Here is a 23,298-nt window from a genome sequence, read left to right on the forward strand (position 1 = left end):
TGGGCTTCAGCCTTTCTTGCCGTTGCTGTCCAGATGCCCCAGCGGCACCCGTCGCGCCACCGCGCTCGACAGGATGATCGACGTCTTTGTGAAGCCCAACTGAGATACGCGGTTGATCAGCGCCTCCAGCTCGCCCATCGAGGTGACGGCCGCCTGCATGATCACGCACGGATCGCCGGTCACCCGATGGCATTCGGTGAGTTCGGGGATTTTCTCCAGGGCCTCGTAGGCCTGCTGATTGCCATGGCTGGCCAGGCGCAGTTCCATCACGCACTGGATCGGCAGGCCGATCTTCTCCAGGTCGACCTTGGCCGTGTAGCCGCTGATCACGCCGCAGGCCTCAAGCTTGGCCACCCGCTCGGCCACTGCCGGGGCCGAGAGATTGACCTGGCGCGCCAACTGCGCGTATGTGGCCCGCCCGTTTTCCAGCAGGGCGGCGAGGAGCATGCGGTCGTACTTGTCCATGGGGACTCCTGCTGACTTTGTAATCGATTGGAAAGGCGCCACATAACCATGCATTACAAAGTGTTTCGGTATTTTAAACGTGTTTTGTAACTTAAGTTTGCGCCTGGGCCTTTCTAAACTAATCCACCCGTAAACGGATTTCGAGCCCTTGCCATGTCCTCCTCCCGTCGCTTCCCGTTGTTGCTTGTCGGCGCCTTTCTCGCCCTGTACCTGGTCTGGGGCTCGACCTATCTGTTTATCCGCATCGGCGTGGAGTCCTGGCCGCCAATGCTGATGGCCGGGGTGCGTTTCCTAATTGCCGGCAGCCTGTTGTATGGCTTTCTGCGCTGGCGCGGCGCGCCTGCGCCGACCTGGCCTCAGTGGCGTGCGGCCGGAGCGATCGGTTTCCTGCTGCTCAGTTGCGGCAACGGCGGGGTGACCTTGGCCGAGCACGCCGGGGTCGCCTCGGGCGTGGCGGCACTGGCGGTGGCCACGGTGCCGCTGTTCACCCTGGTGTTCGGCCTGTTCTTCGGCCATCGCAACTCGCGCCTGGAGTGGGCGGGGATCGCTCTTGGGCTGGTCGGCATCGGCATGCTCAACATGGGTTCGAACCTGCAGGCCAGCCCCATGGGCGCGGCGCTGATCCTGTTCGCCGCGGCGGCCTGGGCCTTCGGTTCGGTGTGGAGCAAGAGCCTGCCACTGCCCCAGGGCCCGATGGCCAGTGCCGCTGAAATGCTGGTGGGCGGTGCCGCGCTGCTGATCGGCAGCGCCGTCAGCGGCGAGCGCCTGACCCAGATGCCCACCGCCGCTGGCTGGGGCGCGCTGGCTTACCTGGTGTTCTTTGGCTCGATCCTGGCGTTCAGTTCCTACATGTACCTGCTCAAGCACGTGCGTCCGGCGGCGGCCACCAGCTATGCCTACGTTAACCCTGCGGTGGCGGTGCTGCTGGGGATCGTCTTCGCCGGCGAGCAGATCGGCGCCGAGGAATGCGTGGCGATGGCGGTGATCATCGGCGCGGTAGTGCTGATCGGCCTGCCGCAGTGGCGCAAGGCGCCGGAGTCGCCCGTGCCGCTTAAAGAAGGGGTGTGCAAGTAAATACCGGCCACCGTGGCACTGGGGTAAACTTGCCGCCTTCGCTGAACCCCCTGACGGTATTGCCATGAATTTCGCCCAACTCGGCCTGATTGAACCGCTGCTGCGCACCCTGCAGACGCTGGACTACACCACGCCCACCCCGGTCCAGGCCAAGGCCATCCCCGCCGTGCTCGCCGGCCGCGACCTGATGGCCGCCGCCCAGACCGGCACCGGCAAGACCGCCGGCTTCGCCCTGCCGGTGCTGCAGCGCCTGGCGCTGGAAGGGGAGAAGGTCGCCAGCAACTCGGTGCGTGCGCTTGTGCTGGTGCCGACCCGCGAACTGGCCGAGCAGGTCCACGCCAACGTGCGTGAGTACGCCGAGAACCTGCCACTGTCCACCTACGCGGTGTACGGCGGCGTCAGCATCAACCCGCAGATGATGCGCCTGCGCCGCGGCGTCGACCTGCTGGTGGCCACCCCGGGCCGTCTGCTCGACCTGTTCCGCCAGAACGCCATCAAGTTCGGCCAGGTGCAGACCCTGGTGCTCGACGAAGCCGACCGCATGCTCGACCTGGGCTTCGCCGAGGAGCTGCAGGCGGTGTATGCGGCGTTGCCGCGCAAGCGCCAGACGCTGCTGTTCTCCGCCACTTTCTCCGACCAGATCCGCCTGCTCGCGGGCCTGGCGCTGAACGACCCGCTGAGCATCGAAGTCAGCCCGCGAAATGCCGCTGCCAACACGGTCAAGCAATGGCTGGTGCCGGTGGACAAGAAGCGCAAGGCCGACTTGTTCTGCCATCTGCTGCGCAAGCAGCGCTGGAAGCAGGTGCTGGTGTTCGCCAAGACCCGCAATGGCGTGGACCAACTGGTCGAGCGCCTGCTAGCCGAAGGCGTGAACGCCGACGGCATCCACGGCGATCGCCCGCAGGCTACCCGCCAGCGCGCCCTGGACAGCTTCAAGGCCCGTGAGGTCCAGGTGCTGGTGGCCACCGACGTGGCCGCCCGCGGCCTGGATATCGATGACTTGCCACTGGTGGTCAACCTCGACCTGCCGATCGTCGCCGAGGACTATGTGCACCGTATCGGTCGCACCGGCCGCGCGGGCAACAAGGGCGAGGCGATCTCGCTGGTGTGTGCCGACGAGGTGCAACTGCTGGCATCGATAGAGACCCTGATCCGCCAGGTGCTGCCGCGCCATGAGGAGCCGGACTTCATCCCCGATCACCGGGTGCCGGTGACCGACGCCAGTGGCCAGGTGCTGAAGAAACCGAAGAAACCCAAGAAGCCGAAAGAGAACAGTGCCAAGCGCGGCCTGGGGCGTTGGATGGACAGCGAGGAGGCGGGGGCTTCGGCTCCGGCGGTCAAGGCGGTGCGCAAGGTGCCGAGCTTTGGCGGCAAGCCTGGCAAGCGCAAACCTTGAAGTCACCGGGGCTGCGTAGCAGCCCCGGCATTGCTCAGGCCAGGCGCGCCAGCCAATCCGCCGCCGCATTTCCCGCCCGCAAACCACTGGCGAAACACGCCGTCAGCAGGTAGCCACCCGTCGGCGCTTCCCAATCCAGCATCTCGCCCGCGCAGAAGACCCCAGGCAGGTTGCGCACCATCAGCCCTTCATCCAACCCTTCGAAGCGCACGCCACCGGCACTGCTGATCGCCTCGTCCAATGGCCGGGTCCGCACCAGCATGATCGGCAACGCCTTGATCGCCGCCGCCAGGCGCTCGGGGTCGGCAAAGGTCGCCTGGTCGGTCAGCTCGCGCAACAAGGCCGCCTTTACACCGTCGATCCCCAGCTGGCCGTGCAGGTGCTTGGCCATCGAGCGCGATCCCCTGGGCTTGGCCAGGGCCTGTGCAATCTTGTCCACAGGCCGGTCCGGCAGCAGGTCGAGCAGCAGCGTCGCCCGCCCGTCGCGTTCGATCGCTTCGCGCAGCGCCGCCGACCAGGCATACACCAGGCTGCCCTCCACCCCTTGGGCGGTGAGGATGAATTCGCCCTTGCGCGAGGCGGTGCCGGGCATGCCGAGGGCGATGTTCTTCAGCGGGGCGCCGGCGAACTTGTCCTTGAGCAGATCGCTCCAACCCTCGACCTCGAAACCGCAGTTGCTCGCCCGCAGCGCAGAGATATCCACACCCCGCTCAGCCAGCAGCGGCACCCAGGCGCCGTCCGAGCCCAGGCGCGCCCAGCTGCCGCCACCCAGGGCCAGTATCACGGCATCGGCCCGTACCTGCAGCTCGCCTTGTGGATAACTCATCCGCAGGGCGCCTTCGGCTGTCCAGCCCAGCCAGCGGTGCCGGGTGTGGATAACCACGCGGGACTCGCGCAGGCGCTTGAGCCAGGCGCGCAGCAGTGGCGCGGCCTTCATGTCGCGAGGGAACACGCGGCCCGAGGTGCCGACGAAGGTTTCGATGCCCAGGCCGTGAATCCACTGGCGCAGGGCCTGGCCATCGAAGTCGCGCAGGAGGGTGTCGATCTCGCCCTGGCGCGCGCCGTAGCGGCCGACGAAGGCGGGGTAGGGCTCGGAATGGGTGATGTTCATGCCACCGACGCCGGCCAGCAGGAACTTGCGGCCCACCGAGGGCATGGCGTCGAACACTTGCACCGCCATCCCGCGCCGGGCCAGGGTCTCGGCGGCCATCAGGCCGGCAGGGCCGCCGCCGATCACGGCGACAAGGGGGCTGGAAGCGGGGCGGGGATCGTTCATGGCGGGCGACAGGCTGTGGAAAAGGCCGCGCATTCTACCTCAGCGGGGCCTGCCACGACACAGCTCAAAAAACGATCAATTCTCTGCAGCTCAGGAAGCTAAAGGGCTGGAGCGGCTTTCCCGCAGGTTATCCACAAGCGGTTCCACAGTCATTGTGAACAACCGAGCACCCGCGCCGCGCTGTGGTGGAGGATACCGTGGCGCCGGGCGAGGGCTTCGCGGTCCTTGCTGTAGCCGCCGCCGATCACGCCCACCACCGGGATGTCGCGGCCCAGGCACTGGCGCAACACGTGTTCGTCGCGGGCGGCCAGGCCTGCGTCGGTCAGGTTCAGATAGCCCAGGGCGTCGTCCTTGTGCACATCGACGCCGGCGTCGTACAGCACCAGGTCGGGCTGGTACAGCGGCAGCAGGTAGTTCAGCGCGTCCTCGACCACCTTGAGGTAGGCGCTGTCGTGCATGCCGCGGGGCAGGGGGATGTCCCAGTCGCTCTGGGCCTTGCGTGCCGGGAAGTTCTGCTCGCAGTGCAGCGACACGGTGATCGCTTCCGGGGTGTCCTGGAGCATGCGCGCGGTACCGTCGCCCTGGTGCACGTCGCAGTCGAAGATCAGCACCCGGTGCACGCGACCGGCCTCCAGCAAATAACGGCTGATCACCGCCAGGTCGTTGAAGATGCAGAAACCGGCCGGGTGGTCATAGTGGGCGTGATGGGTGCCGCCGGCCAGGTGGCAGGCGATGCCGTGTTGCAGCGCCTGCTCGGCGGTCAACAGCGAACCGCCCACGGCGCGCACGGTGCGCCGGGCCAGGGCTTCGCTCCAGGGCAGGCCGAGGCGGCGCTGGTCCTCGCGGGACAATTCGCCGTTCATGTAGCGCTCGATGTAGTCGCGGTCATGGGCCAGGGCGAGGATGTCGTTGGGGCAGATCTCCGGGCGCAGCAAGGCGGCGTCGGTGGTCAGGCCGCTGTCCACCAAGTGGTCGCGCAACAGGCGGAACTTGTCCATCGGGAAGCGATGGTCCGGCGGGAACTCCGGGCTGTAGTCGTCGTGGTAGATCAGCGGCAGGGGCATGGTGTCGACGCGATGGGGGCGAGCACCGATCTTGCCAGCTTTGGTGGCTCCGATGCCAACCGAATCTGGGCCTGCTATTCGCTCATTGACCTGCCGATGCCAGCACCCTCTGCCAGTCCGGCTCGTTCATCCGCCCGAGGATCCGCGCCTTGCCGTTGCCATCCACCGACACGAACAGCGCACTGACGTAGCCGCTCTCCCGTTCGCCGCCCGGTACATGCTGCTGGCGGGCGAAGTGATCGATGCAACCGTTGTGAGTCACCAGCACCAGGTTGTGCCCGGGCCGTTTGCGGGCCATGGCCTCGGCCGGGAACGGGTGCTCGCAGCGCTCCAGCCAGTCTTCGCTGGTCACGGCCTGGCCGAGGATGAAGTGCGCGGTCTGGCGGGTGCGCAGCTTCGGGCTGCTAAGCAGGTCGGCGCCGGCCAACCCCAGTTGCTGCAGGCCCTGGCCGACCCGTTGCGCCGCCTGGCTGCCGGACACGGTGATGCCGGTCGGATCGTCCAGGCACGGCCCAGGGGCACTGTCGCAGCGTTCGGCGTGGCGGATCATCACGATCACCGCACCTTCCTTCCAATCCTGCAGCAGGCCGCTGTCGCTCAACTGTTGCTCGTTGCCAAGGTTCACGATGTGCGTCCTCGTCGCTAGCCAGGTGCTGGCCCCGGCCAGTGCCAGGAGCAGGCCGATGGCGGCGCCGACCGCGGTGCGCGAGCGGCGGCGTTTGCGGGGGGCCAGCAGGGCCGGATTGTGCAGGGTGTTGCTGGGGTGCATGCGTCACTCCGATGGCAGTGCGGCGTCGACGAAGGCCGCGGTATGTGCCGGCATTGTGCGAAGCGGCCTGTCGGGGGGCGGTGAAGCCGATGTGAAAAAAGCATCGGTTGACTGATGCGCGCGGCCTACGCTGTACACTGCCAGACCGTGATTTCGGAGCCGTGCCCATGACCCCCCTTCTCGAACTGGAAAGTCCGCGCCTGGTGTTGCGCCAATGGCAGGACGACGACCTGCGCGAGTTCGCTGCCCTGTGCGCCGACCCGCAGGTGATGCGCTACTTCCCCGCGCCGATGACCCGGGTCGAGGCGGCGGCGCTGATTGGCCGGATCCGTGGCCATTTCAACGAGTACGGCTTTGGCCTGTGGGCCCTGGAGCGCAAGGACAGCGGCGCCTTCATCGGCATGACCGGCCTGCTCCACGTCAACTTCGACGCCCCGTTCGGCCCGGCGGTCGAGATCGGCTGGCGCCTGGCCCGCCGCCACTGGGGGCTGGGCTTCGCCAGCGAGGCGGCCTGGGCCTGCCTGCGCTGTGCCTTCGCCCAGTTGCACCTGGACGAGGTGGTGTCGTTCACCACCGAGGGCAATCTGCCGTCGCAGAAGGTGATGCAAGCCATTGGCATGGTCCAGGACCTGGCGGGCAGCTTCGAGCATCCGCGCCTGCCCGTCGGCGATCCACTGCGCCCCCATGTGCTGTACCGCATCGACCGTGATCGCTGGCAACAGAACCTGCGCGGCTGAATAGGTCGCCATTCGTACGACGGGACGAACGGCAAAACCCTGTATCATTCGCCGGTATAACCGCGCCGTATTGCCTTGCCAGGAGAACCCCATGAGCCATGTACTCGACGATCTGGTCGACTTGCTGAGCCTCGAGTCCATCGAGGAGAACCTGTTCCGCGGACGCAGCCAGGACCTGGGCTTCCGCCAGCTGTACGGTGGCCAGGTGCTCGGCCAGTCGCTGTCGGCGGCCAGCCAGACGGTCGAGGACGCCCGCCATGTGCATTCGCTGCACGGTTACTTCCTGCGCCCGGGCGATGCCAGCATGCCGGTGGTCTATTCGGTGGACCGTGTGCGCGACGGCGGCAGCTTCAGCACCCGGCGGGTCACGGCGATCCAGAAGGGCCAGCCGATCTTCACCTGCAGCGCGTCGTTCCAGTACGACGAGGAGGGTTTCGAGCATCAGGCGCAGATGCCGGACGTTGTAGGCCCGGAAAACCTGCCCAGCGAAGTCGAGCTGGCCAGCGCCATGGCCGACAAGCTGCCCGAGCGCATCCGCGAAAAGGTGCTGTGCGCCAAGCCCATCGAGATCCGCCCGGTCACCGAGCGCGATCCGTTCGATCCCAAGCCCGGCGAGCCGATCAAGTACGCCTGGTTCCGTGCCGACGGCAACCTCCCGGACATCCCGGCGCTGCACAAGTACCTGCTGGCCTACGCCTCGGACTTCGGCCTGCTGACCACCTCCCTGCTGCCCCATGGCAAGTCGGTGTGGCGCAAGGACATGCAGATCGCCAGCCTCGACCATTCGCTGTGGTTCCACCGCAACCTGCGCGCCGACGAGTGGCTGCTGTACGCCACCGACAGCCCTTGGGCCGGCAATGCCCGTGGCTTCTGCCGTGGCAGCATCTTCAACCGCGCCGGGCAACTGGTGGCCTCGTCCACCCAGGAAGGCCTGATCCGCCATCGCAAGGACTGGGCATGAGCCTCCGGGATATTCGCCACTGGGTATTCGACATGGATGGCACCCTGACGGTCGCCGTGCATGACTTCGCGGCCATCCGCGAGGCGCTCGACATTCCGTCCGACCACGACATCCTCACCCACCTGGCCGCCTTGCCGGCGGAGGAGGCGGCGGCCAAGCATGCCTGGCTGCTGGAGCACGAACGCGATCTGGCGATCGCCTCCAAGGCCGCGCACGGCGCGGTGGAGTTGGTGCGTGAGTTGGCCGGGCGTGACTGCCGGCTGGCCATCCTCACCCGCAATGCCCGCGAACTGGCCCATGTCACCCTCGAGGCCATCGGCCTGGCTGACTGCTTCCCGGTCGAGCATATTCTGGGGCGCGACGAGGCGGCGCCCAAGCCCAGCCCTGACGGGCTGCTGCAGATCGCCAGGGCCTGGGGCGTGAGCCCCGCTGAGATGGTGATGGTCGGTGACTACCGCTTCGACCTGGACTGCGGCCGGGCCGCAGGCACCCGCACTGTATTGGTCAACCTGCCGGACAACCCATGGCCGCAGTTGGCCGACTGGCATGCGGCCGATTGCCGGGCGCTGAGGGCGTTGCTCGGCTGACATCCCTCATGCCCTGCGCGCTCCCTCTGAGCGGCCTTGTGCCGCGAAAGGGCTAAGCTGCACTGCACCTTTTGCCACGATGGAGACCTCACCCATGAACACCAAGGCCCTTTATGTCCTGCCCGGCGGCGGCTACGACAAGGTCCAGGTCGGCACTTGCGAAACCGCCGCGCCCAAGGCCGGCGAGATCTCCGTGCGCCTGCATGCCAGCTCCCTCAACTATCACGATTTCGCCGTGGTCAGCGGCATGTGGGGGCCGAGCGAGCGGCGCATTCCCATGGCTGACGGTGCCGGCGAAGTGGTCGCGGTGGGCGCCGGGGTCAGCGAGTTTCAGGTCGGCGATGCAGTGGTCAGCACCTTCTTCCCCGACTGGCTCGATGGTCAGGCACTGGTCGAGGGTTTTGCCAGCGTGCCGGGCGACGGCATCGACGGCTATGCCCGTGAACAGGTGACCGCCCGGGCCAGCTCCTTCACCCTTGCGCCCAGGGGCTACAGCCATGCCGAGTCGGCGACCCTGACCACCGCCGGCCTCACCGCCTGGCGCGCCCTGATGGGCGATGACCACCTCAAGCCCGGCGACAGCGTGCTGGTGCAGGGTACCGGCGGCGTGTCGATCTTCGCCCTGCAATTCGCCAAGCTGGCCGGCGCCATGGTGATCGCCACCTCGTCCAGCGATGCCAAGCTGGAGCGTCTCAAGGCGCTGGGCGCGGATCACCTGATCAACTACAAGACCACGCCCGCCTGGGGCGAGAAGGTTCGTGCGCTGACCGGCGGACGCGGTGTGGACCATGTGATCGAAGTCGGCGGCCCGGCCACGCTGGAGCAGTCGATGGTTGCCGCCCGGATCGGCGGGCATGTGTCGCTGATCGGCATCCTCACCGGCGTGGCCGGGCAGTTGCCGCTGGTGCAGGCGCTGGTGCGGCAGATTCGCCTGCAGGGCGTGCTGGTAGGCAGCCGCGCTCAGCAGCAGGCGATGGTTCGCGCTATCGACGCCAATGGCCTGCGGCCGGTGGTGGACAAGCATTTCGAGCTGGAGCAGATGGTCGAGGCCTTCAAGTACCAGGAGAGCAACAGGCATTTCGGCAAGATCTGCCTCACCTGGTGACGCTCTCCCCAAGGTGTTGGAGTGAGCAAGCGCCTGGTTTGGTGTGGGGGCGGGGGCGCGCCGATGCTCCCACGCAGCCCCAGTACCCATTCAGGTGTGGGACAGCAGCGGAAACATCAGCACCTGTCCATCGACATAGGTTTTCGATGCACCCCAGACGAACAGTGCATCATCGTTATCCACAACCCGCGCCGCGAAGCCCTCGCTGCTCAGCGGCGCAAACCCCAGCAGCACCTCCCGGGTCGTTGCCCTGACCAGTTCGGCCACCACATCGGCCAGCACCAGTTCGCGCTCGCAGAATACATCCACCAGCACCATCCGCTCGCCGTCGTGCTCCACCACCACGTATGCCTCGTGTCTTGAGGAATGGAACAAGGCTTCTCGGTAGGGGCCGTCACAGTAGAACATTGTCAACGGTACATTCGGCACGAGGCTCAACCGTGCCTGTGGGCAACTCTTCATTACCGCTGCCATGAAGTGTTCACGTTGTGTGCTGTCGCCAAGATCCACAGGATGGAACGTGCTGACTTCAGGGGGCGTCGACCTGGCTTGGAAATATTCGTGTTCGATCACCCGGCGGAAGCCGAACCGGGGATAGAGATCCAGCACGGTGCTATTGGCGAACAGGTACAACAGGTCACATTTACCTGCCCAGCGCTCTACAAGCACTTCCATCAGGTAGCGGCTGTAGCCACGGCCTTGTGCCGCAGGCGCTGTCATCACCGTGCCGATCTGGACACAACGCAGAGGCTGGCCATCGAGGGTGAAGTCGAGCAGGTTGGCCGAGGCGTTGGCCAGCATTTTCCCGCTGCGAACCAGTGAGCACGGCTGGTTGTCTTCTTGCCAGAAGCCAGCCTGGTACCAATCTTCGAAGTCGAAGCCGTAGGTCTGACGGGTGAGGGCATTGAGTTCGGCGCGCAGGTGCGGGTCGTCGCGATAGTGCTCGACTTGCGCGAGGGAGGGGTCGTCGGCGAGGAGTGCCATGGCGTCCATACCTGTCCGTAATTTGAGGGTGAACGTTAACCGTTGCGCGGATGAAAAGTTGTAAGGGTTTGTGCCATCGCGGTCGGCGGCAGGCGCGGAAAGGTGGCCGCCCGCACCGAGGTCAGGGGGTGGTCTCTGTTTACACCGCAGTTTCACCCCCTGCATACACCACCACCGCCGCCCGCAACTTGCGCCCGCCGAACAGGCTCATGCGCTGGAACGCCTGGTGGCTGACCGGCAGGTGCTGGCAGTCCAGGGCCTGGCGGTGACGAGCGTGGTCGGTGTCGGGATCGTGCAGGTAGACGAAGTCGTCGTCGCAGGCGGTGACCAGCACCCAGTGCGGTGCCTTGCTGCCGGTCAGCCGGTAGTTGCTGATCAGCACCAGCGCCAGGCCGCCTTCGGCCAGCACCCGAGGCAGGTTGGGCGCCTGCCGCGCGATGACCACGTCGCTGTCCTGCAACTCGGCGCAGAAGTCCTCATGGACCAGGCGCATGACCTCCTTCTTGCCGGGCTGGCGCACACCGTCGAGAAACAGCGGCCCTTCGGTATTGAGCAGCAGCCGTACGCGAAAGCCCCGGCGCCAGGCGGCCAGGGCCAGGCCATGGGGGCTGCAACCGCCGTGACCGGAGGTCATGAACACGGTGGTCGCCTCGCGCCACAGGCGCAGTTCCTCGCGCCGGCTTGGCGGGCGCAGCGGTTGCAGGGCGGCCATGGCCATCAGCAGGCAGGCCGGGCCGCAGGTGAAGTCGGTGGTCTGGGCGTAGTAGGGGACCAAGCGCGTCTCGCCCGCCGGGTGCGGGAGGATGCGCTTCTCGTAACGCAGGGCGCTGGTGTGGTCCTCGTAGTAGTCATCGACCAGGGCAAAGCGGCGATAGCCATGGCGTTCATACAGGGCGATGGCCTTGGGGTTGTCGGTGCGTACCTCAAGACGCAGGTAGGCACGGTCATGCTCCAGGGCGCAGCGCTCGGCCTGTTCCAGCAGCCTGGCACCAAGGCCATGGCCACGCGCCTGTTCGGCAATGGCGATGGAATACAGCCGGGCCAGCGAGGTGCCACGGTGGAAGAGTAACAGCGCATAACCCATCAACTGGCCGTCGCGTTGCGCCACCAGCAGGCTGGCGTTGGCGTGGGACAGCATCCAGCGAAAGCTGCGCGGGGTCAGCCGGTCGAGCGCGAAGCACTGGTTCTCCAGCGCCAGCAGGGCCGGCAGGTCGTCAACAGTTGCCAGGCGAAATTCGATGTGCATAGGGCCGCCGTAAAAGTTGCGTAATGAAACGGGACATTCGAAAAACTTCGTGCTTAATAGAAACCGTGTCTACCCAACACAGGGCTTCAAATATGTCATCGTTTCAGGAACCCTTACCTGGCTGGCCCGGGGAAAGTTCACACTCACGTACGGCTGGTGTTATTTATCCACTGACCCTGGATAACAAGTCAAGTCAGCTGGTTATCATCGTGGAGCGGCGTGAGGACTGGGCTTCGTACCTGCCCAGCGAGGATGTCGTGACGGCCCAGGAATACCTGGAGGCGCCACGCGAAGCCGATAACGGCAAGCGTGTCCAGGTAATAAACCTATGCCGTAATTATAAGTATCTAGGCCACGGTTATTATTGTTCGTTGTTGGCCGAGGCGCGCGGACATAAAGTCATTCCTTCGGTCAGAAGTATCAGTGAATTGACCCGCAAGTCGTTATATGGATTGGCCCTGGACGACATGGCGCGCAGCTTGGAAAGTGCCCTGGCCAATCACCCCTACGGCGAAACCGAAGGGTTCACCCTGACCCTGTATTTCGGCCGTACCGATCTGGAACCGCTGCAAGACATTGCCCGCCAGCTGTTCGAAAGCTTCCCGTGCCCGATCCTGCTGGTGGAGTTCCGCAAGACCAGCACCTGGCATATCGCCGGGGTCAAGGTCGGCGCGCTGCACAAGTTGCGTGAAGACCAGCAGGACCCCTTCGCCAATGCCCTCGATGGCTTCAGCCGGCGGATCTGGCGTCAACCGCGCTCGCGGCGGGTGGCGCGCTACGACCTGGCGATCCTCCACGACCCTGATGAGGCGCTGCCGCCGTCGAACCCCAAGGCGCTGGAGCACTTCATTCGCGCCGGTCGCCAGCTCGGGGTCGACGTCGAGCTGATCGGCAAGAAGGACTACGCCCGCCTGGCCGAATACGACGCGCTGCTGATCCGCGAGACCACCAGCGTCGACAACCACACCTATCGCTTTGCCAAGAAGGCCGAGAGCGAAGGGCTGGTGGTGATGGACGACCCGGCGTCGATCCTGCGCTGCACCAACAAGGTCTACCTGACCGACCTGTTGCGCAGTCATCGCCTGGCCATGCCGGCCAGCGAAATCCTCTACCGCGACAACCCCCAGGCGCTGGAAGGTATTGGCGAGCGGCTGGGCTTTCCACTGGTGCTGAAGATCCCTGACGGCTGTTTCTCGCGGGGCGTGATCAAGGTCAAGGACGCCGCCGAACTTCAGGCCGCCACCGCCGAACTGTTCGAGCACTCGGTGCTGCTACTGGCCCAGGAATACCTCTACACCGAATACGACTGGCGCATCGGCGTGCTCAACCGCAAGCCGATCTTCGCCTGCCAGTACTTCATGTCCAAGGGCCACTGGCAGATCTTCAACCATCAGGCCCAGCGCGACGAGGTCAACGGCGAATGCCGCACTCTGGCTGTGCACGAAGCGCCACGCGCGGTGGTGGATCTGGCGGTGAAGGCCGCCAATCTGATCGGCGATGGCCTGTACGGCGTCGACCTCAAGCAGGTCGGTGACCGGGTGGTGGTGATCGAGGTCAACGACAACCCCAACCTCGACGCCGGCATCGAGGACGCCTACCTGCACGACGACCTCTACACCCTGGTGCTGGAGGAATTCATCCGCCGCCTGGAGCAGAAGCGCCGGGGGCAAGCCTGGTAACGAGGTGCTGGCATGATCGAAAGCTACAGCCTGGCCCATGGTCAGTTGCGCAAGCGCGAGGGGCTCGATCGCGAGGTGCTGCTGTTCGTCGAACCGGACAGTGCCGAGCGTGAGCTGCTGCAGGCCTGGTTCCACCTGGATGCCCATGCCCTGGCTTCGGCGCTGGATCCGGACGAGGTGTCGCGCATCGAATTGCATCGCGATGGCCTGTTCCTGATCTGGAAGCGTCCGCAGAGCTACACCGGTGGCGACAGCTTCGCCTTCCAGGTGTCCTCGTTCGGCATGCTGATGGTCGACGGCCACCTGGTGCTGATCGCCCCGGATGCCTCCCTGCTCGATGGCCTCGGGCAGCGCCATGCGCTGCACGATCCGATGGATGTGCTGCTGGCCATCCTGCTGGACAACCTGCATCACTACCTGGGGCACCTGAAGGTGATCAAGATGGTCGCCCGCGAGCTGCAGCAACGCTTCGAGCAATCGCTGGAGAACCACCACCTGATGCAGATGTTCAACCTCAGCGAGAGCCTGATTCACTACATCAACGCCATCCACAGCAATGGCGCGGTGCTTTCGCGCCTGCGCGCCCATGGCGAGAAGCGCCATTTCAACCCTGAGGTGCTGGCGCTGATCGACGACCTGGTCATCGAGAACGACCAGTGCCACAAGCAGGCCGAGATCTACTCGACGGTGTTCGCGGGCTTGATGGACGCCCGGGGCAACCTGGCCAACAACGCGATGAACGAGACTCTGCGCAAGCTCACCCTGATCAACGTGGTGTTCCTGCCGCTGAACCTGATCGCCAGCATTGGCGGCATGTCCGAGTTCAGCATGATGACCGCGGGCGTGCCCTGGTGGCTGGCCTATGCCTTGCTGGTGCTGGCGATGGTGCTGCTGGGCGTGCTCATGGTGCTGGCGCTCAAGCGTCTGGCCCGGGGGCGTCGCCCTGTCGCGTCCCCTGCGCAAACCGAGCGCCCTGCTGTGCGGCCCACCCCTTCATTCCCTGGAATCGCCAGTTGGAGAACACCATGAGCAATCTGCAGATCGGCCTGATGATCGTCACGGTGATCGTGGTGTTCGCGGTGGTGAACTTCTACTGGCACTACCGGCGTGACCGCGACTGACGCAAACAGGCACGTCCGGGGGCTTGACTGACGTGCGTGGGCACGCGGTGTCGTGATCGAACAGTTGTCTGACGTTTTCGAGCATTTTGCTCGCGCCGCGCCCGGCTTAAAGTGAAGCCCGCATCCCCACGGTGCGTTGCCCGGGCGCGTGAGAAGGCCGTAACAGAGCGTGCGCAACGTACTTCGCCCTTTGCCGAGGAGACCGTTTCGCCTGCCCCTGCCCGTCCCTTCCTTGTGTCAGCAAAAAGAGAACAAGACCAATGAACACCGTGGGAACTGATGGCAACCTTGCTCAAGGTTTCAAGCCACGTCACGTAACGATGCTGTCCATCGCCGGCATCATCGGCGCGGGGCTCTTCGTCGGCTCCGGGCACGCCATCGCGGCGGCCGGCCCGGCCACCATCCTCTCCTATTTCGTGGCCGGCACCCTGGTGGTGCTGGTCATGCGCATGCTCGGCGAAATGGCCGTGGCCCACCCCGACACCGGCTCGTTTTCCACCTACGCCGACCAGGCCATCGGTCGTTGGGCCGGCTACACCATCGGCTGGCTGTACTGGTGGTTCTGGGTACTGGTGATCCCCATCGAGGCGCTGGCCGCCGGGCATGTGCTCAACGCCTGGTTCCCCCAGGTGGACAGCTGGATCTTCGCCCTGGCCTCGGTGCTGCTGCTGGCCTGCACCAACCTGTTCAGCGTGGCCAAGTACGGTGAGTTCGAGTTCTGGTTCGCCATTCTCAAGGTCACCGCCATCCTCGGCTTCATCGGCCTGGGCTTCGCCGCGCTGCTGGGCTGGTTGCCTGAGCGCGAGGTCAGTGGGCTGAGCACGCTGATGGACGAGCACGGCGGTTTCGCGCCCAAGGGCTGGTCCGCGGTGGTCGGTGCCTTCATCACCGTGATGTTCAGCTTCATCGGCACCGAGGCGGTGACCATCGCCGCCTCCGAGTCCAGCGACCCGGCACGCAACATCGCCAAGGCCACCCGTTCGGTGATCTGGCGTATCAGTACGTTCTATATATTGTCGATCTTCGTGATCATCTCGGTGGTGCCGTGGAATGACCCGCAACTGGCGGTAGTGGGTTCCTACCAGCGTGCGCTGGAAATCATGAACATCCCGAACGCGGCGCTGATGGTCGACATCGTGGTATTGATCGCGGTGACCAGCTGCATGAACTCATCGATCTATATCGCTTCGCGGATGATGTACTCGCTGGCCAAGCGTGGCGATGCCCCTGCCTTGCTGAAGCACACGTCCAAGGTGGGTGTACCGCGCGCCGCGGTATTCGGCAGCACCCTGATCGGCGCAGCCATCGCCATCCTCAACTACTTTGCACCCAAGGGCGTGTTCGAGTTCCTGCTCGCCAGCTCCGGCGCCATCGCGCTGCTGGTGTACCTGGTGATCGCCATTTCACAACTGCGCATGCGTGGTCGGCTGGAGCGCGAGAACGCCAACCTCAAGTTCCGCATGTGGCTGTTCCCCTGGCTGACCTGGGCGGTGATCCTGTTCATCAGCGGTGCCCTGGCCGTGATGATGTTCACCGAGGAGCACCGCGCCGAGGTGACCGCCACCTTGAGCCTGGCGATCGTGATCTCGTTCCTGGGGATCGTCACCACCCGTGGACATTCCCGCAGGGCCGTGGGAGCGCGTTCGCTGGGTTGAGGTCATTGCGACGGCGTTGACCGCCACTCGGAGGATTTGCCGGATCCTTCGAGTCGCCCGGTTCTTCATCCAGGTGATGTATCCGTGCCATCATTTTTTGCCTTACACTCCCGGCAACCAGCTCGCAAGGGAGTGCGCAACATGCTTCACGGTATCCGTCTGGCTTTGATCTTGTGTGTGTTGCACCTGCCGCTGGCGCATGCCGACGAGTCGCCTGCCGACCCCTTGCTCGACACCGCCTCCAGCAGCAGCGCCGAACAGAATCCCCGTGGCGTGCTGCGGGCCCGTGACCAGGCCGTGTTGTCCAGTGAACTGGCCGGGCGCATCGTCGAAATGCCTTTCGCCGATGGCCAGGACTTCAAAAAGGGCAGCACCCTGGCCCGCTTCGATTGCAGCGCCTATCAAGCCCAGCTCAACGCCGCCCAGGCCGCCGTGCGTGCCGCCAGTGAGGAACTCAGGCACAACCGCCAGTTGGCTGCCCTGAAGTCAGTCGGCCAGTTCGAAGTGTCGCTGGCCGAGGCCAAGCAGGCCCAGGCCCAGGCCGAAGCTCAGGTGTACCAGGTGCAGATCAAACGCTGCGTGGTCAGCGCGCCGTTCGACGGGCGGGTTGTGCAGCGCCGAGCCCAGCCCCATGAAAGCGTGCCCAGCGGTGCGCCGTTGATCGAGGTGGTGGACAATCGCTCGCTGGAAATCCACCTGCTGGTACCCTCACGGTGGTTGGGGCGGCTCAAGCCCGGTCAGCCGTTCGAATTCGTTCCGGATGAAACCGGCAGGCCGCTGCAGGCGCAGGTCAAGCGTGTCGGCGCGCGGATCGACGAAGGCAGCCAGACCCTGCAACTGATCGGTGAACTGCCCAGCGACAGCCAAGGGCTGCTGGCCGGCATGAGCGGTACCGCCCACTTCGCGCAACAGCCATGACCGCCGCTGCCGCAGGTGTGGCCGAGCATGCCTTCGCCCACTTTCTCGGTTTGCAGCGCCAGGCGCGCCAGGCCGCCAGCACCGAGCAGTTGGCTTACAGCATGGTCAATGACGGCCAGGCGTTGTTCGGCTTTCGTCATGCCGCGCTGCTGATCGCTGGCAAGGTTCGGGCGCTGACCGGCATCAGCGTGGTGGAGCCCCATGCGCCGTTCGTGGCGTTCGTCGAGCGCGCCGCTCACCGTTTGCAAAGGGCTGGATTGGCTGCTCAGGCCGCCGTGGTAGACCCGGCCAGGCTGGATGACCAGGCGCTGGCCGACTGGCAATCATTGTCGGCCGCTCATGCCTATTGGTTGCCGCTGCTCGACCGCAACGGCGACGTGTTCGGTGGCCTGTGGCTGGCCCGTGATCAAGCCTTCACCCCCGCCGAGCAGGCCCTGCTCAACCAGTTGGGCGATACCTACGCCCATGCCTGGCTGGCCCTGCACCCGGTCCGCCCCTGGCGCCTGCGCTGGCCACGGCGGCGTCTGCTGACGGTGGCCGCAGCACTGTTGCTGGTATTGCTGGTGCCGGTGCGCCAGTCGGTGCTGGCACCGGCCGAGGTCGTGCCACGGGCGGGACGGGTGGTCGCCGCGCCGCTGGACGGGGTGATCGCCGATTTTCTGGTCAAGCCCAACCAGACGGTCGCCGTTGGCGACGTGCTGGTGCGTTTCGATGCCACCACGCTCAAGGCCCAGGCCGACGTCGCCGGGCGCGCCCTTGGCGTGGCCGAGGCTGAGCTCAAGGCCAGCACCCAGCGCGCCTTCAGCGACGCCGAGTCCAACGCACGCCTTGATCTGCTGGCTGCTCGTGTGGAGCAGAAGCGTGCCGAGCTGGATTACGCCCGCCAGCTCCTCGGCCGCAGCGAGATCCGCGCCGAGCGCGCGGGGATCGCGGTGTTCGCCGATGCCGAGCGCTGGACCGGCAAGCCGGTGCAGACCGGCGAGCGGCTGATGCAACTGGCTGATCCGCAGCAGGCCGAGCTGCGCCTGGAACTGCCGGTGGGCGATGCCATCGCCTTGCAGCCTGGCGCCGAGGTGGCGCTGTTTCTCGACAGCGATCCGCTGCATCGCCATGGTGCTCGTCTGCAGCGCGCCGCCTACGAGGCCCAGGCGACTGCCGCCGGACAGCTCGCCTACCGGCTTGATGCCGGTTTCGAGGAGGCGCCGCCGCGGATCGGCCTGCGCGGGACCGCCAAGCTGTATGGCGAGCGCGCGCCGCTGGTCTACTACCTGCTGCGTCGACCACTGGCGGCATTGCGCCAGGGGCTAGGGCTATGAACCTGCCGCCGCTGCGGGCCGACCTGCAACTGTCCGCGGCGGCGCCCGGCCACGATGGCGCGCCCCAGTGGACCCTCGCCGACCCGTTGCGCGGGCGCTACTTCAAACTCGGTGCCAATGCCGTGCGCTTGCTGCAACACTGGCGTCTGGGCGACCCGCAGCATGTGCTGGCGGCGGCCAATGCCGAACCCGGCCTGGCCGTCGACCAGCAGGCGCTGGAAGAACTGTTGCTGTTCCTCGGCCAGCACGATCTGATCAGCGCCGAGGACGCCCGCCAGCGCGACAGCTATGCGACCAAGGCCGCCGCGACCCGCCAGAGCCTGTGGACGCGCGTGCTGCACCAGTACCTGTTCTTCCGGATTCCGTTGTGGCGTCCGGATGCTTTCCTCAATCGTGCCTGGCCGGTACTCGAACGTCACGGCGGCTGGATGGTGCGCGTGGCCCTGCCGCTGCTGCTGGCGTTGGGCGTGTTCCTGGTGGCGCGCGACTGGTCGCGCTTCATCGCCACCTTCCCGCACCTATTCAGCCTGGGCGGCATCCTCGCCTTCGGCGTGGCGCTGGGGTTCGCCAAGCTCTGCCACGAGTTCGGCCATGCGTTCATGGCCAAGCGTGCCGGCTGCCGGGTGCAGAGCATGGGGCTGGCGTTCATGGTGCTGCTGCCGATGTTCTATACCGATGTCAGCGATGCCTGGCGGGTGCGTGACCGCCGTTCGCGGCTGCTGATCGACGCCGGCGGGGTGTTCGCCGAGCTGGTGCTGGCGGTTTTGGCGCTGCTGGCCTGGTCGCTGTTGCCCGACGGCCCGGCGCGTACGGCGGCATTCATGCTGGCCAGTGCCACCTGGATCACCACCTTGCTGGTCAACCTCAACCCGTTCATGCGCTTCGATGGCTACTTCCTGGTGAGTGACCTGTGGGGTGTCGAGAACCTGCAGCAGCGCGCCTTCGCCCTGTGTCGCTGGCGTCTGCGCGAGGCCCTGTTCGGCTATGGCGAGCCGGCTCCAGAAGCCTGGCCGCCGGTGATGCGCCGGCGATTGCTGGTCTGGGGGTATGGCGCCTGGCTATGGCGCGCGGTCTTGTTCTTCGGTATCGCCCTGGCGGTGTATCACCTGTTCTTCAAGGTGTTGGGCATCTTCCTGATGCTGGTGGAACTGGTGTGGTTCATCGGCCTGCCAGTGTGGAAGGAGCTGCAGCAGTGGTGGCTGCGCCGTGGTCAGGCGGCGCCGGGCAAGGCATTGCGGGGCGCCGCCGTGCTGGCGCTGCTACTGGCCGTGCTGGTGGTGCCCTGGCGCGGCGCGGTGGACGTGCCGGCGATGCTCGAGGCGTCCCGGGTCAGCGCCTTGCACGCGCCCGTGGCGGCTCGGGTGAAGCGTCTGCCGGTGCGTGAAGGGCAGGTGGTCGCCCAGGGGGAGTTACTACTGGAGCTGGAGTCACCCGACCTGGCTTCGCGCCAGTCCATCGTGCGTCGCGAGATCGACATCCTGCAGTTGCTGTTGCGGCGTCAGGCCGGCCGCAGCGAGACGGCGGGCGATGCCGGCGTGCTTGAGCAGCAGTTGGCCGAGGCCGTAGCCGAATACCGCGGGCTGGCGGCCCAGCGTGAGCGCCTACAGCTGCGGGCGCCGCGTGCGGGGGTACTGCGTGACCTGCCGACCGACCTGGCCCCAGGACAATGGGTCAGCCCGGCACAGACACTCGGCCGTGTGGTCGAGCCAGGCCTGCGCCTGCGGGGCTATCTGGCCGAGGCCGATCTGTGGCGCGTGGCGGTTGGCAGCGAGGGACGTTTCATCGCCGATGACCCGGGGCGGCCGGCGTTGCCGGTGCGCGTCGAGCAGGTCGATGCCACTGGCGTGGCGGTGCTGGAGCTTGAGGCGCTGGCGTCCGATCGCCATGGGCCGGTGGCCGTGCGTCGCGATGCCCAGCAGCGCGCGGAGCCGGTGCAGGCGCAATACGGCGTACGCTTGAGCCCGCTGGCCGAGATGCCCGACGTGAACCAGCCACTGCGCGGGGTGGTGGTGCTCGATGGGGCCCGGGAGTCGCTGCTGGGCAGCGCCTGGCGTCGGCTGGCGGCATTGGGCGTGCGCGAGAGCGGTTTCTAGTAAGCATTCACTGCGAGGGCGCTGCATGAGTGAGGTCACGTTGCCGCGTTGTTCCCGACTGGCTTTGGCCACGGACTTGCCGGCATTGCTGCAGGCATTGGCCCGGGTACGGGCCGAGGCCTGGCAGGCGCATTTCAACAGGGGGTATCACGAGGGGGACTGGAGTGGTGTGGCCTTGGTCACCGCCGAGGATGCCTCGGTGCCACTGGCTCCTGGCCTGGGCGCTCCTAAAGACCTGATCTGGTGGCAGGGCGAAGCAGCCTGGCAAGCAGTGCTGGCGCCGTTCCAGTCCTCGCTGCGCGCCGCCCGTCTGCTGCGCCTGGGGGAGGGTGCCAGGATCCACGAGCACCGCGACCCCGACCTGGGGCGCCCCGGCGGCTGCCTGCGCCTGCACATTCCTTTGATCAGCCCGCCCGGCGTTGAATTTCTGGTGGACGACCTGCAGGTGCCGATGTGCCCCGGCGAATGCTGGTTCATCGACCTGTCGCGACCTCACCGAGTCAACAACCCCGGGCCCGGCGAACGCATCCACCTGGTGCTCGACTGCACGCCAGCCCCTTGGCTGCTGGCACTGATCGAGGAGGGGCTGGCGCGCACGCCAACGTTGCAGGTGGGCAGGGCGGGGCAGGCATTCGAACGGTTCCGTCAGCAGGTGGCCGAGTCTGCGGCGTTGGCCGCACGCCTGCAGGCACTTGAGGACCCTCGAGCATTCGTCGCCGAGGCCGTGCGATTGGGCGCCGAGCATGGGCAGTTTTTTTCCGACGCAGAGGTCTTGGCCGCCATGCGCCGGGGCAAGCAGGCATGGAGCGATCAATGGCGCGTATGAATACTCCGCTGGACTTCCAGGGCTGGCTGCCCATTCGCCTCTGGCAAGGCGACGCCGGCTGGCGGGTGGACTGGTGCTGGTTTGGCGAGCGGCGCCTGACCCGGCCATTCTTCCGCGACGATGTCGACCTGGCGCTGCGCCTGCCGTTCAACCAGGCGATGCGCCGTGAAACCGATGTCCAGGCGCTGCTCGACGGGTATGCACGCAGTCCGGGCCTGAGCCCCACGGCCCTGCTGTTCCACGCTTCACGTTGTGGTTCGACCCTGGTCGCTCAGTTGCTGGCCAGCCAGCCCCGTAACATCGTGCTGTCCGAACCTGCGCCGCTGGACAACCTGCTGCGCGCCGCGCGCCAGGATCCAGCCGCTGCAAGCTGGCAAGCCGAGGCCCTGCGCGCACTGTGCTCGGCCTATGGCCAACGCCGCCAGGGTGACGAGCAGCAACTGCTGATCAAGCTCGACGCCTGGAACATCTTCGACGCACCGCTGCTGACGGCGCTGTATCCCGATGCGGCCCGGGTATTCCTCTACCGCGACCCACTGGAAATCGTTGTCTCGCAACTGCGCCAGGCGGGCATGCATCGGGTGCCGGGGCTGCTTGGTGCTTCGGGCCTCGACAGCCTGCTGCCAGCCCCCCAAGCCATGGGCACGGTGGAATACACCTGCCGGATGATTGGCGAAATTCTCGCGGCTGGCCTAACGTTGTGCGAACGCCACGGCGCCATCGCCGTGAACTACAGCGAATTGCCCGACGCCGTCTGGGGACGCCTCGGGCCACTGTTCGGCATCCAGCCAGGCGATGTGGCTGACCTGCGCGCCGTCGCGGCCTTCGACGCCAAGCAGCCGGCCATGAACTTCAGCGCCGACAGCCAGCGAAAGCGCGAGGAGGCCGACGACGAAATACGGGCTGCGGTCATCCGTTGGGCCCAGGCGCCTTACAACGCGTTGGAATCCATACGGTTGCGAAACGTCTAGGAAATGGCGTCAAACGACCTCGAACGGGTGTTTGAGAAAAAAGTTGAAAAGACCCTGTTTGGGTAGTGGCTATTTGCCTTGCTCTTCGGCTACGCTGCTGCAGATTGTGTAGGACAATTCACTTGGATGTGCGCCCCTCACCATGGGGTAACCTTATGCAGGGAAGCCATACCCGATGTCCATTTCCGAGGTGAGCCTCCGTCCCATCGTGGACGTCGACCGGGCGTTCCTGCGCACCCTCTACGGCACCACCCGTGCCGCCGAAATGGCCCTGCTGCCGTGGCCCCAGGCCGCCATCGATGTGTTCCTCGACCAGCAGTTCCAAGCCCAGCACGACTATTACCAAGCCCAGTTCGCCGACGCCGACTTCTTCATCATCGAAGTGGCGGGCGAGCCCATTGGCCGCGTCTACCTGCACTGGACCGACAGCCACGTGCAGTTCATCGACATGGCCCTGCTGCCCGCCTGGTGCGGGCGCGGCATCGGCAGCCGGTTACTCGGGCAGTGGCTGGCACACGCCGATGCCGACGGCCTCAGCGCCGGCCTGCATGTCACCCCTCATAACCCGGCCTTGCGGCTTTACCAGCGCTGCGGGTTCGAGGTGGTCGGTGAGACCGGCCTGTCCCTGAAGATGCGCCGCCCGGCGTCCGCCCTTGCCATTCGTGCCTGAAGGATCAGCCGCCATGCATGCCATGCCCAGCTTCGCCGACTTGCATCAGGCCACCGGCAGCCACTTCCAGCTGTGGATCAGCGACGAACAGGCGCTCCAGGCGCAACTGCTGGCCGTGACCGAAGGACCGGCCATGTCGCCGCGTCACCAGCGTTATGCCGCGGAGTTCGCCCTGCCGGCCGGCACGGTGCTGCCGCAAGCGCTGTTTCGCCTGTCGCCACCGGGCGAGGAGGGCTGGCTACTGATGATGACCCCGGTAGGCCCCGACAGCGATGGGCGACCGGTGCTTGAAGCGATTTTCCACGTCGAGCGGCCGCTCTGAGGGCGGCTGTCATGCGTGATTTCCCGCGGGCCATGGGGCCCGCTCTTGCGGTGTTGTCAGAGG

Annotated in this window: 22 protein-coding genes; 16 read left to right on the forward strand and 6 right to left on the reverse strand. The window is 66.0% G+C overall.

Annotated features, from left to right (window positions below; all coding sequences use genetic code 11):
- Positions 1 to 6: 6 nt before the first annotated feature.
- Positions 7 to 465 carry an Lrp/AsnC family transcriptional regulator gene (locus AC25M7_RS18295; protein ID WP_028692067.1) on the reverse strand — a complete coding sequence of 153 codons (459 nt, stop codon included), beginning with the start codon at positions 463 to 465 and terminating at the stop codon, positions 7 to 9.
- A gap of 153 nt (positions 466 to 618) precedes the next feature.
- Between AC25M7_RS18295 and yedA the strand changes: the two genes are divergently transcribed.
- On the forward strand, positions 619 to 1,539 hold the full coding sequence (yedA, locus tag AC25M7_RS18300; RefSeq protein ID WP_028692066.1) for a drug/metabolite exporter YedA: 921 nt from the start codon (positions 619 to 621) through the stop codon (positions 1,537 to 1,539).
- Between the two features lie 64 nt (positions 1,540 to 1,603).
- Positions 1,604 to 2,935, forward strand: coding sequence for an RNA helicase RhlE1 (gene rhlE1, locus AC25M7_RS18305; RefSeq protein ID WP_062361989.1), 1,332 nt, complete (start codon positions 1,604 to 1,606; stop codon positions 2,933 to 2,935).
- A 34-nt stretch (positions 2,936 to 2,969) separates the two neighbouring features.
- Here the strand turns inward: rhlE1 and AC25M7_RS18310 are convergent, their stop codons facing one another.
- The 3 genes from AC25M7_RS18310 to pmrG form a co-directional block, all read right to left on the reverse strand.
- Entirely contained in the window at positions 2,970 to 4,211 is a 1,242-nt protein-coding gene (locus AC25M7_RS18310) for a TIGR03862 family flavoprotein (RefSeq protein WP_241411447.1), read from the reverse strand.
- A 149-nt stretch (positions 4,212 to 4,360) separates the two neighbouring features.
- On the reverse strand, positions 4,361 to 5,275 hold the full coding sequence (locus AC25M7_RS18315) for a histone deacetylase family protein (protein ID WP_028692063.1): 915 nt from the start codon (positions 5,273 to 5,275) through the stop codon (positions 4,361 to 4,363).
- Between the two features lie 82 nt (positions 5,276 to 5,357).
- A complete protein-coding gene (gene pmrG / locus AC25M7_RS18320) occupies positions 5,358 to 6,044 on the reverse strand; it encodes a lipopolysaccharide core heptose(II)-phosphate phosphatase PmrG (protein WP_062361992.1) in 687 nt (228 codons plus the stop codon).
- A gap of 167 nt (positions 6,045 to 6,211) precedes the next feature.
- Here pmrG and AC25M7_RS18325 point away from each other — a divergent pair, with 167 nt between their 5' ends.
- From AC25M7_RS18325 to AC25M7_RS18340, 4 genes are all read left to right on the forward strand, one after another.
- Positions 6,212 to 6,781, forward strand: coding sequence for a GNAT family N-acetyltransferase (locus AC25M7_RS18325; RefSeq protein ID WP_028692061.1), 570 nt, complete (start codon positions 6,212 to 6,214; stop codon positions 6,779 to 6,781).
- 91 nt (positions 6,782 to 6,872) lie between these two features.
- A complete protein-coding gene (gene tesB / locus AC25M7_RS18330) occupies positions 6,873 to 7,742 on the forward strand; it encodes an acyl-CoA thioesterase II (RefSeq protein WP_062361994.1) in 870 nt (289 codons plus the stop codon).
- Positions 7,739 to 8,329, forward strand: coding sequence for an HAD family hydrolase (locus tag AC25M7_RS18335; RefSeq protein WP_028692059.1), 591 nt, complete (start codon positions 7,739 to 7,741; stop codon positions 8,327 to 8,329). The genes tesB and AC25M7_RS18335 overlap by 4 nt, the downstream gene beginning before the upstream one ends.
- Positions 8,330 to 8,423: 94 nt before the next feature.
- Positions 8,424 to 9,434: a zinc-dependent alcohol dehydrogenase family protein gene (locus AC25M7_RS18340; RefSeq protein WP_486971342.1), complete on the forward strand. Its 1,011-nt coding sequence runs from the start codon at positions 8,424 to 8,426 to the stop codon at positions 9,432 to 9,434.
- A 90-nt stretch (positions 9,435 to 9,524) separates the two neighbouring features.
- Here AC25M7_RS18340 and AC25M7_RS18345 read toward each other — a convergent pair whose 3' ends face one another.
- Both AC25M7_RS18345 and rimI read right to left on the reverse strand, forming a co-directional pair.
- Positions 9,525 to 10,418, reverse strand: coding sequence for a GNAT family N-acetyltransferase (locus AC25M7_RS18345; protein WP_158216157.1), 894 nt, complete (start codon positions 10,416 to 10,418; stop codon positions 9,525 to 9,527).
- A gap of 139 nt (positions 10,419 to 10,557) precedes the next feature.
- The gene (rimI, locus tag AC25M7_RS18350) at positions 10,558 to 11,664 is read right to left on the reverse strand and encodes a ribosomal protein S18-alanine N-acetyltransferase (protein WP_028692056.1); all 1,107 of its coding nucleotides are present in this window, start codon (positions 11,662 to 11,664) and stop codon (positions 10,558 to 10,560) included.
- A gap of 92 nt (positions 11,665 to 11,756) precedes the next feature.
- On the opposite strand from rimI, the gene AC25M7_RS18355 reads away from it, so the two are divergent.
- The 10 genes from AC25M7_RS18355 to AC25M7_RS18400 all read left to right on the forward strand — a co-directional run bounded on the left by AC25M7_RS18355 (position 11,757) and on the right by AC25M7_RS18400 (position 23,235).
- Positions 11,757 to 13,343, forward strand: a complete 1,587-nt coding sequence (locus AC25M7_RS18355) for a RimK family protein (RefSeq protein WP_028692055.1) — start codon at positions 11,757 to 11,759, stop codon at positions 13,341 to 13,343.
- 12 nt (positions 13,344 to 13,355) lie between these two features.
- A complete protein-coding gene (locus AC25M7_RS18360; protein ID WP_028692054.1) occupies positions 13,356 to 14,372 on the forward strand; it encodes a magnesium transporter CorA family protein in 1,017 nt (338 codons plus the stop codon).
- A 352-nt stretch (positions 14,373 to 14,724) separates the two neighbouring features.
- Positions 14,725 to 16,119: a GABA permease gene (gabP, locus tag AC25M7_RS18365; RefSeq protein WP_028692053.1), complete on the forward strand. Its 1,395-nt coding sequence runs from the start codon at positions 14,725 to 14,727 to the stop codon at positions 16,117 to 16,119.
- Positions 16,120 to 16,260: 141 nt separating this feature from the next.
- Entirely contained in the window at positions 16,261 to 17,037 is a 777-nt protein-coding gene (locus AC25M7_RS18370) for an efflux RND transporter periplasmic adaptor subunit (protein WP_182323797.1), read from the forward strand.
- On the forward strand, positions 17,034 to 18,353 hold the full coding sequence (locus tag AC25M7_RS18375; protein WP_486971343.1) for an efflux RND transporter periplasmic adaptor subunit: 1,320 nt from the start codon (positions 17,034 to 17,036) through the stop codon (positions 18,351 to 18,353). Before AC25M7_RS18370 ends, AC25M7_RS18375 begins: the two co-directional genes overlap by 4 nt.
- On the forward strand, positions 18,350 to 20,446 hold the full coding sequence (locus tag AC25M7_RS18380) for a site-2 protease family protein (RefSeq protein ID WP_486971344.1): 2,097 nt from the start codon (positions 18,350 to 18,352) through the stop codon (positions 20,444 to 20,446). The genes AC25M7_RS18375 and AC25M7_RS18380 overlap by 4 nt, the downstream gene beginning before the upstream one ends.
- 25 nt (positions 20,447 to 20,471) lie before the next feature.
- Positions 20,472 to 21,272, forward strand: coding sequence for an aspartyl/asparaginyl beta-hydroxylase domain-containing protein (locus AC25M7_RS18385; protein ID WP_028692049.1), 801 nt, complete (start codon positions 20,472 to 20,474; stop codon positions 21,270 to 21,272).
- On the forward strand, positions 21,260 to 22,243 hold the full coding sequence (locus tag AC25M7_RS18390) for a sulfotransferase (RefSeq protein ID WP_028692048.1): 984 nt from the start codon (positions 21,260 to 21,262) through the stop codon (positions 22,241 to 22,243). Before AC25M7_RS18385 ends, AC25M7_RS18390 begins: the two co-directional genes overlap by 13 nt.
- Positions 22,244 to 22,418: 175 nt before the next feature.
- Positions 22,419 to 22,913, forward strand: coding sequence for a GNAT family N-acetyltransferase (locus tag AC25M7_RS18395; RefSeq protein ID WP_213883813.1), 495 nt, complete (start codon positions 22,419 to 22,421; stop codon positions 22,911 to 22,913).
- Between the two features lie 13 nt (positions 22,914 to 22,926).
- Positions 22,927 to 23,235 carry a DUF6916 family protein gene (locus AC25M7_RS18400; RefSeq protein ID WP_062362019.1) on the forward strand — a complete coding sequence of 103 codons (309 nt, stop codon included), beginning with the start codon at positions 22,927 to 22,929 and terminating at the stop codon, positions 23,233 to 23,235.
- Positions 23,236 to 23,298 lie beyond the last annotated feature (63 nt).

The organism is Pseudomonas sp. P106(2024) (assembly GCF_057480815.1).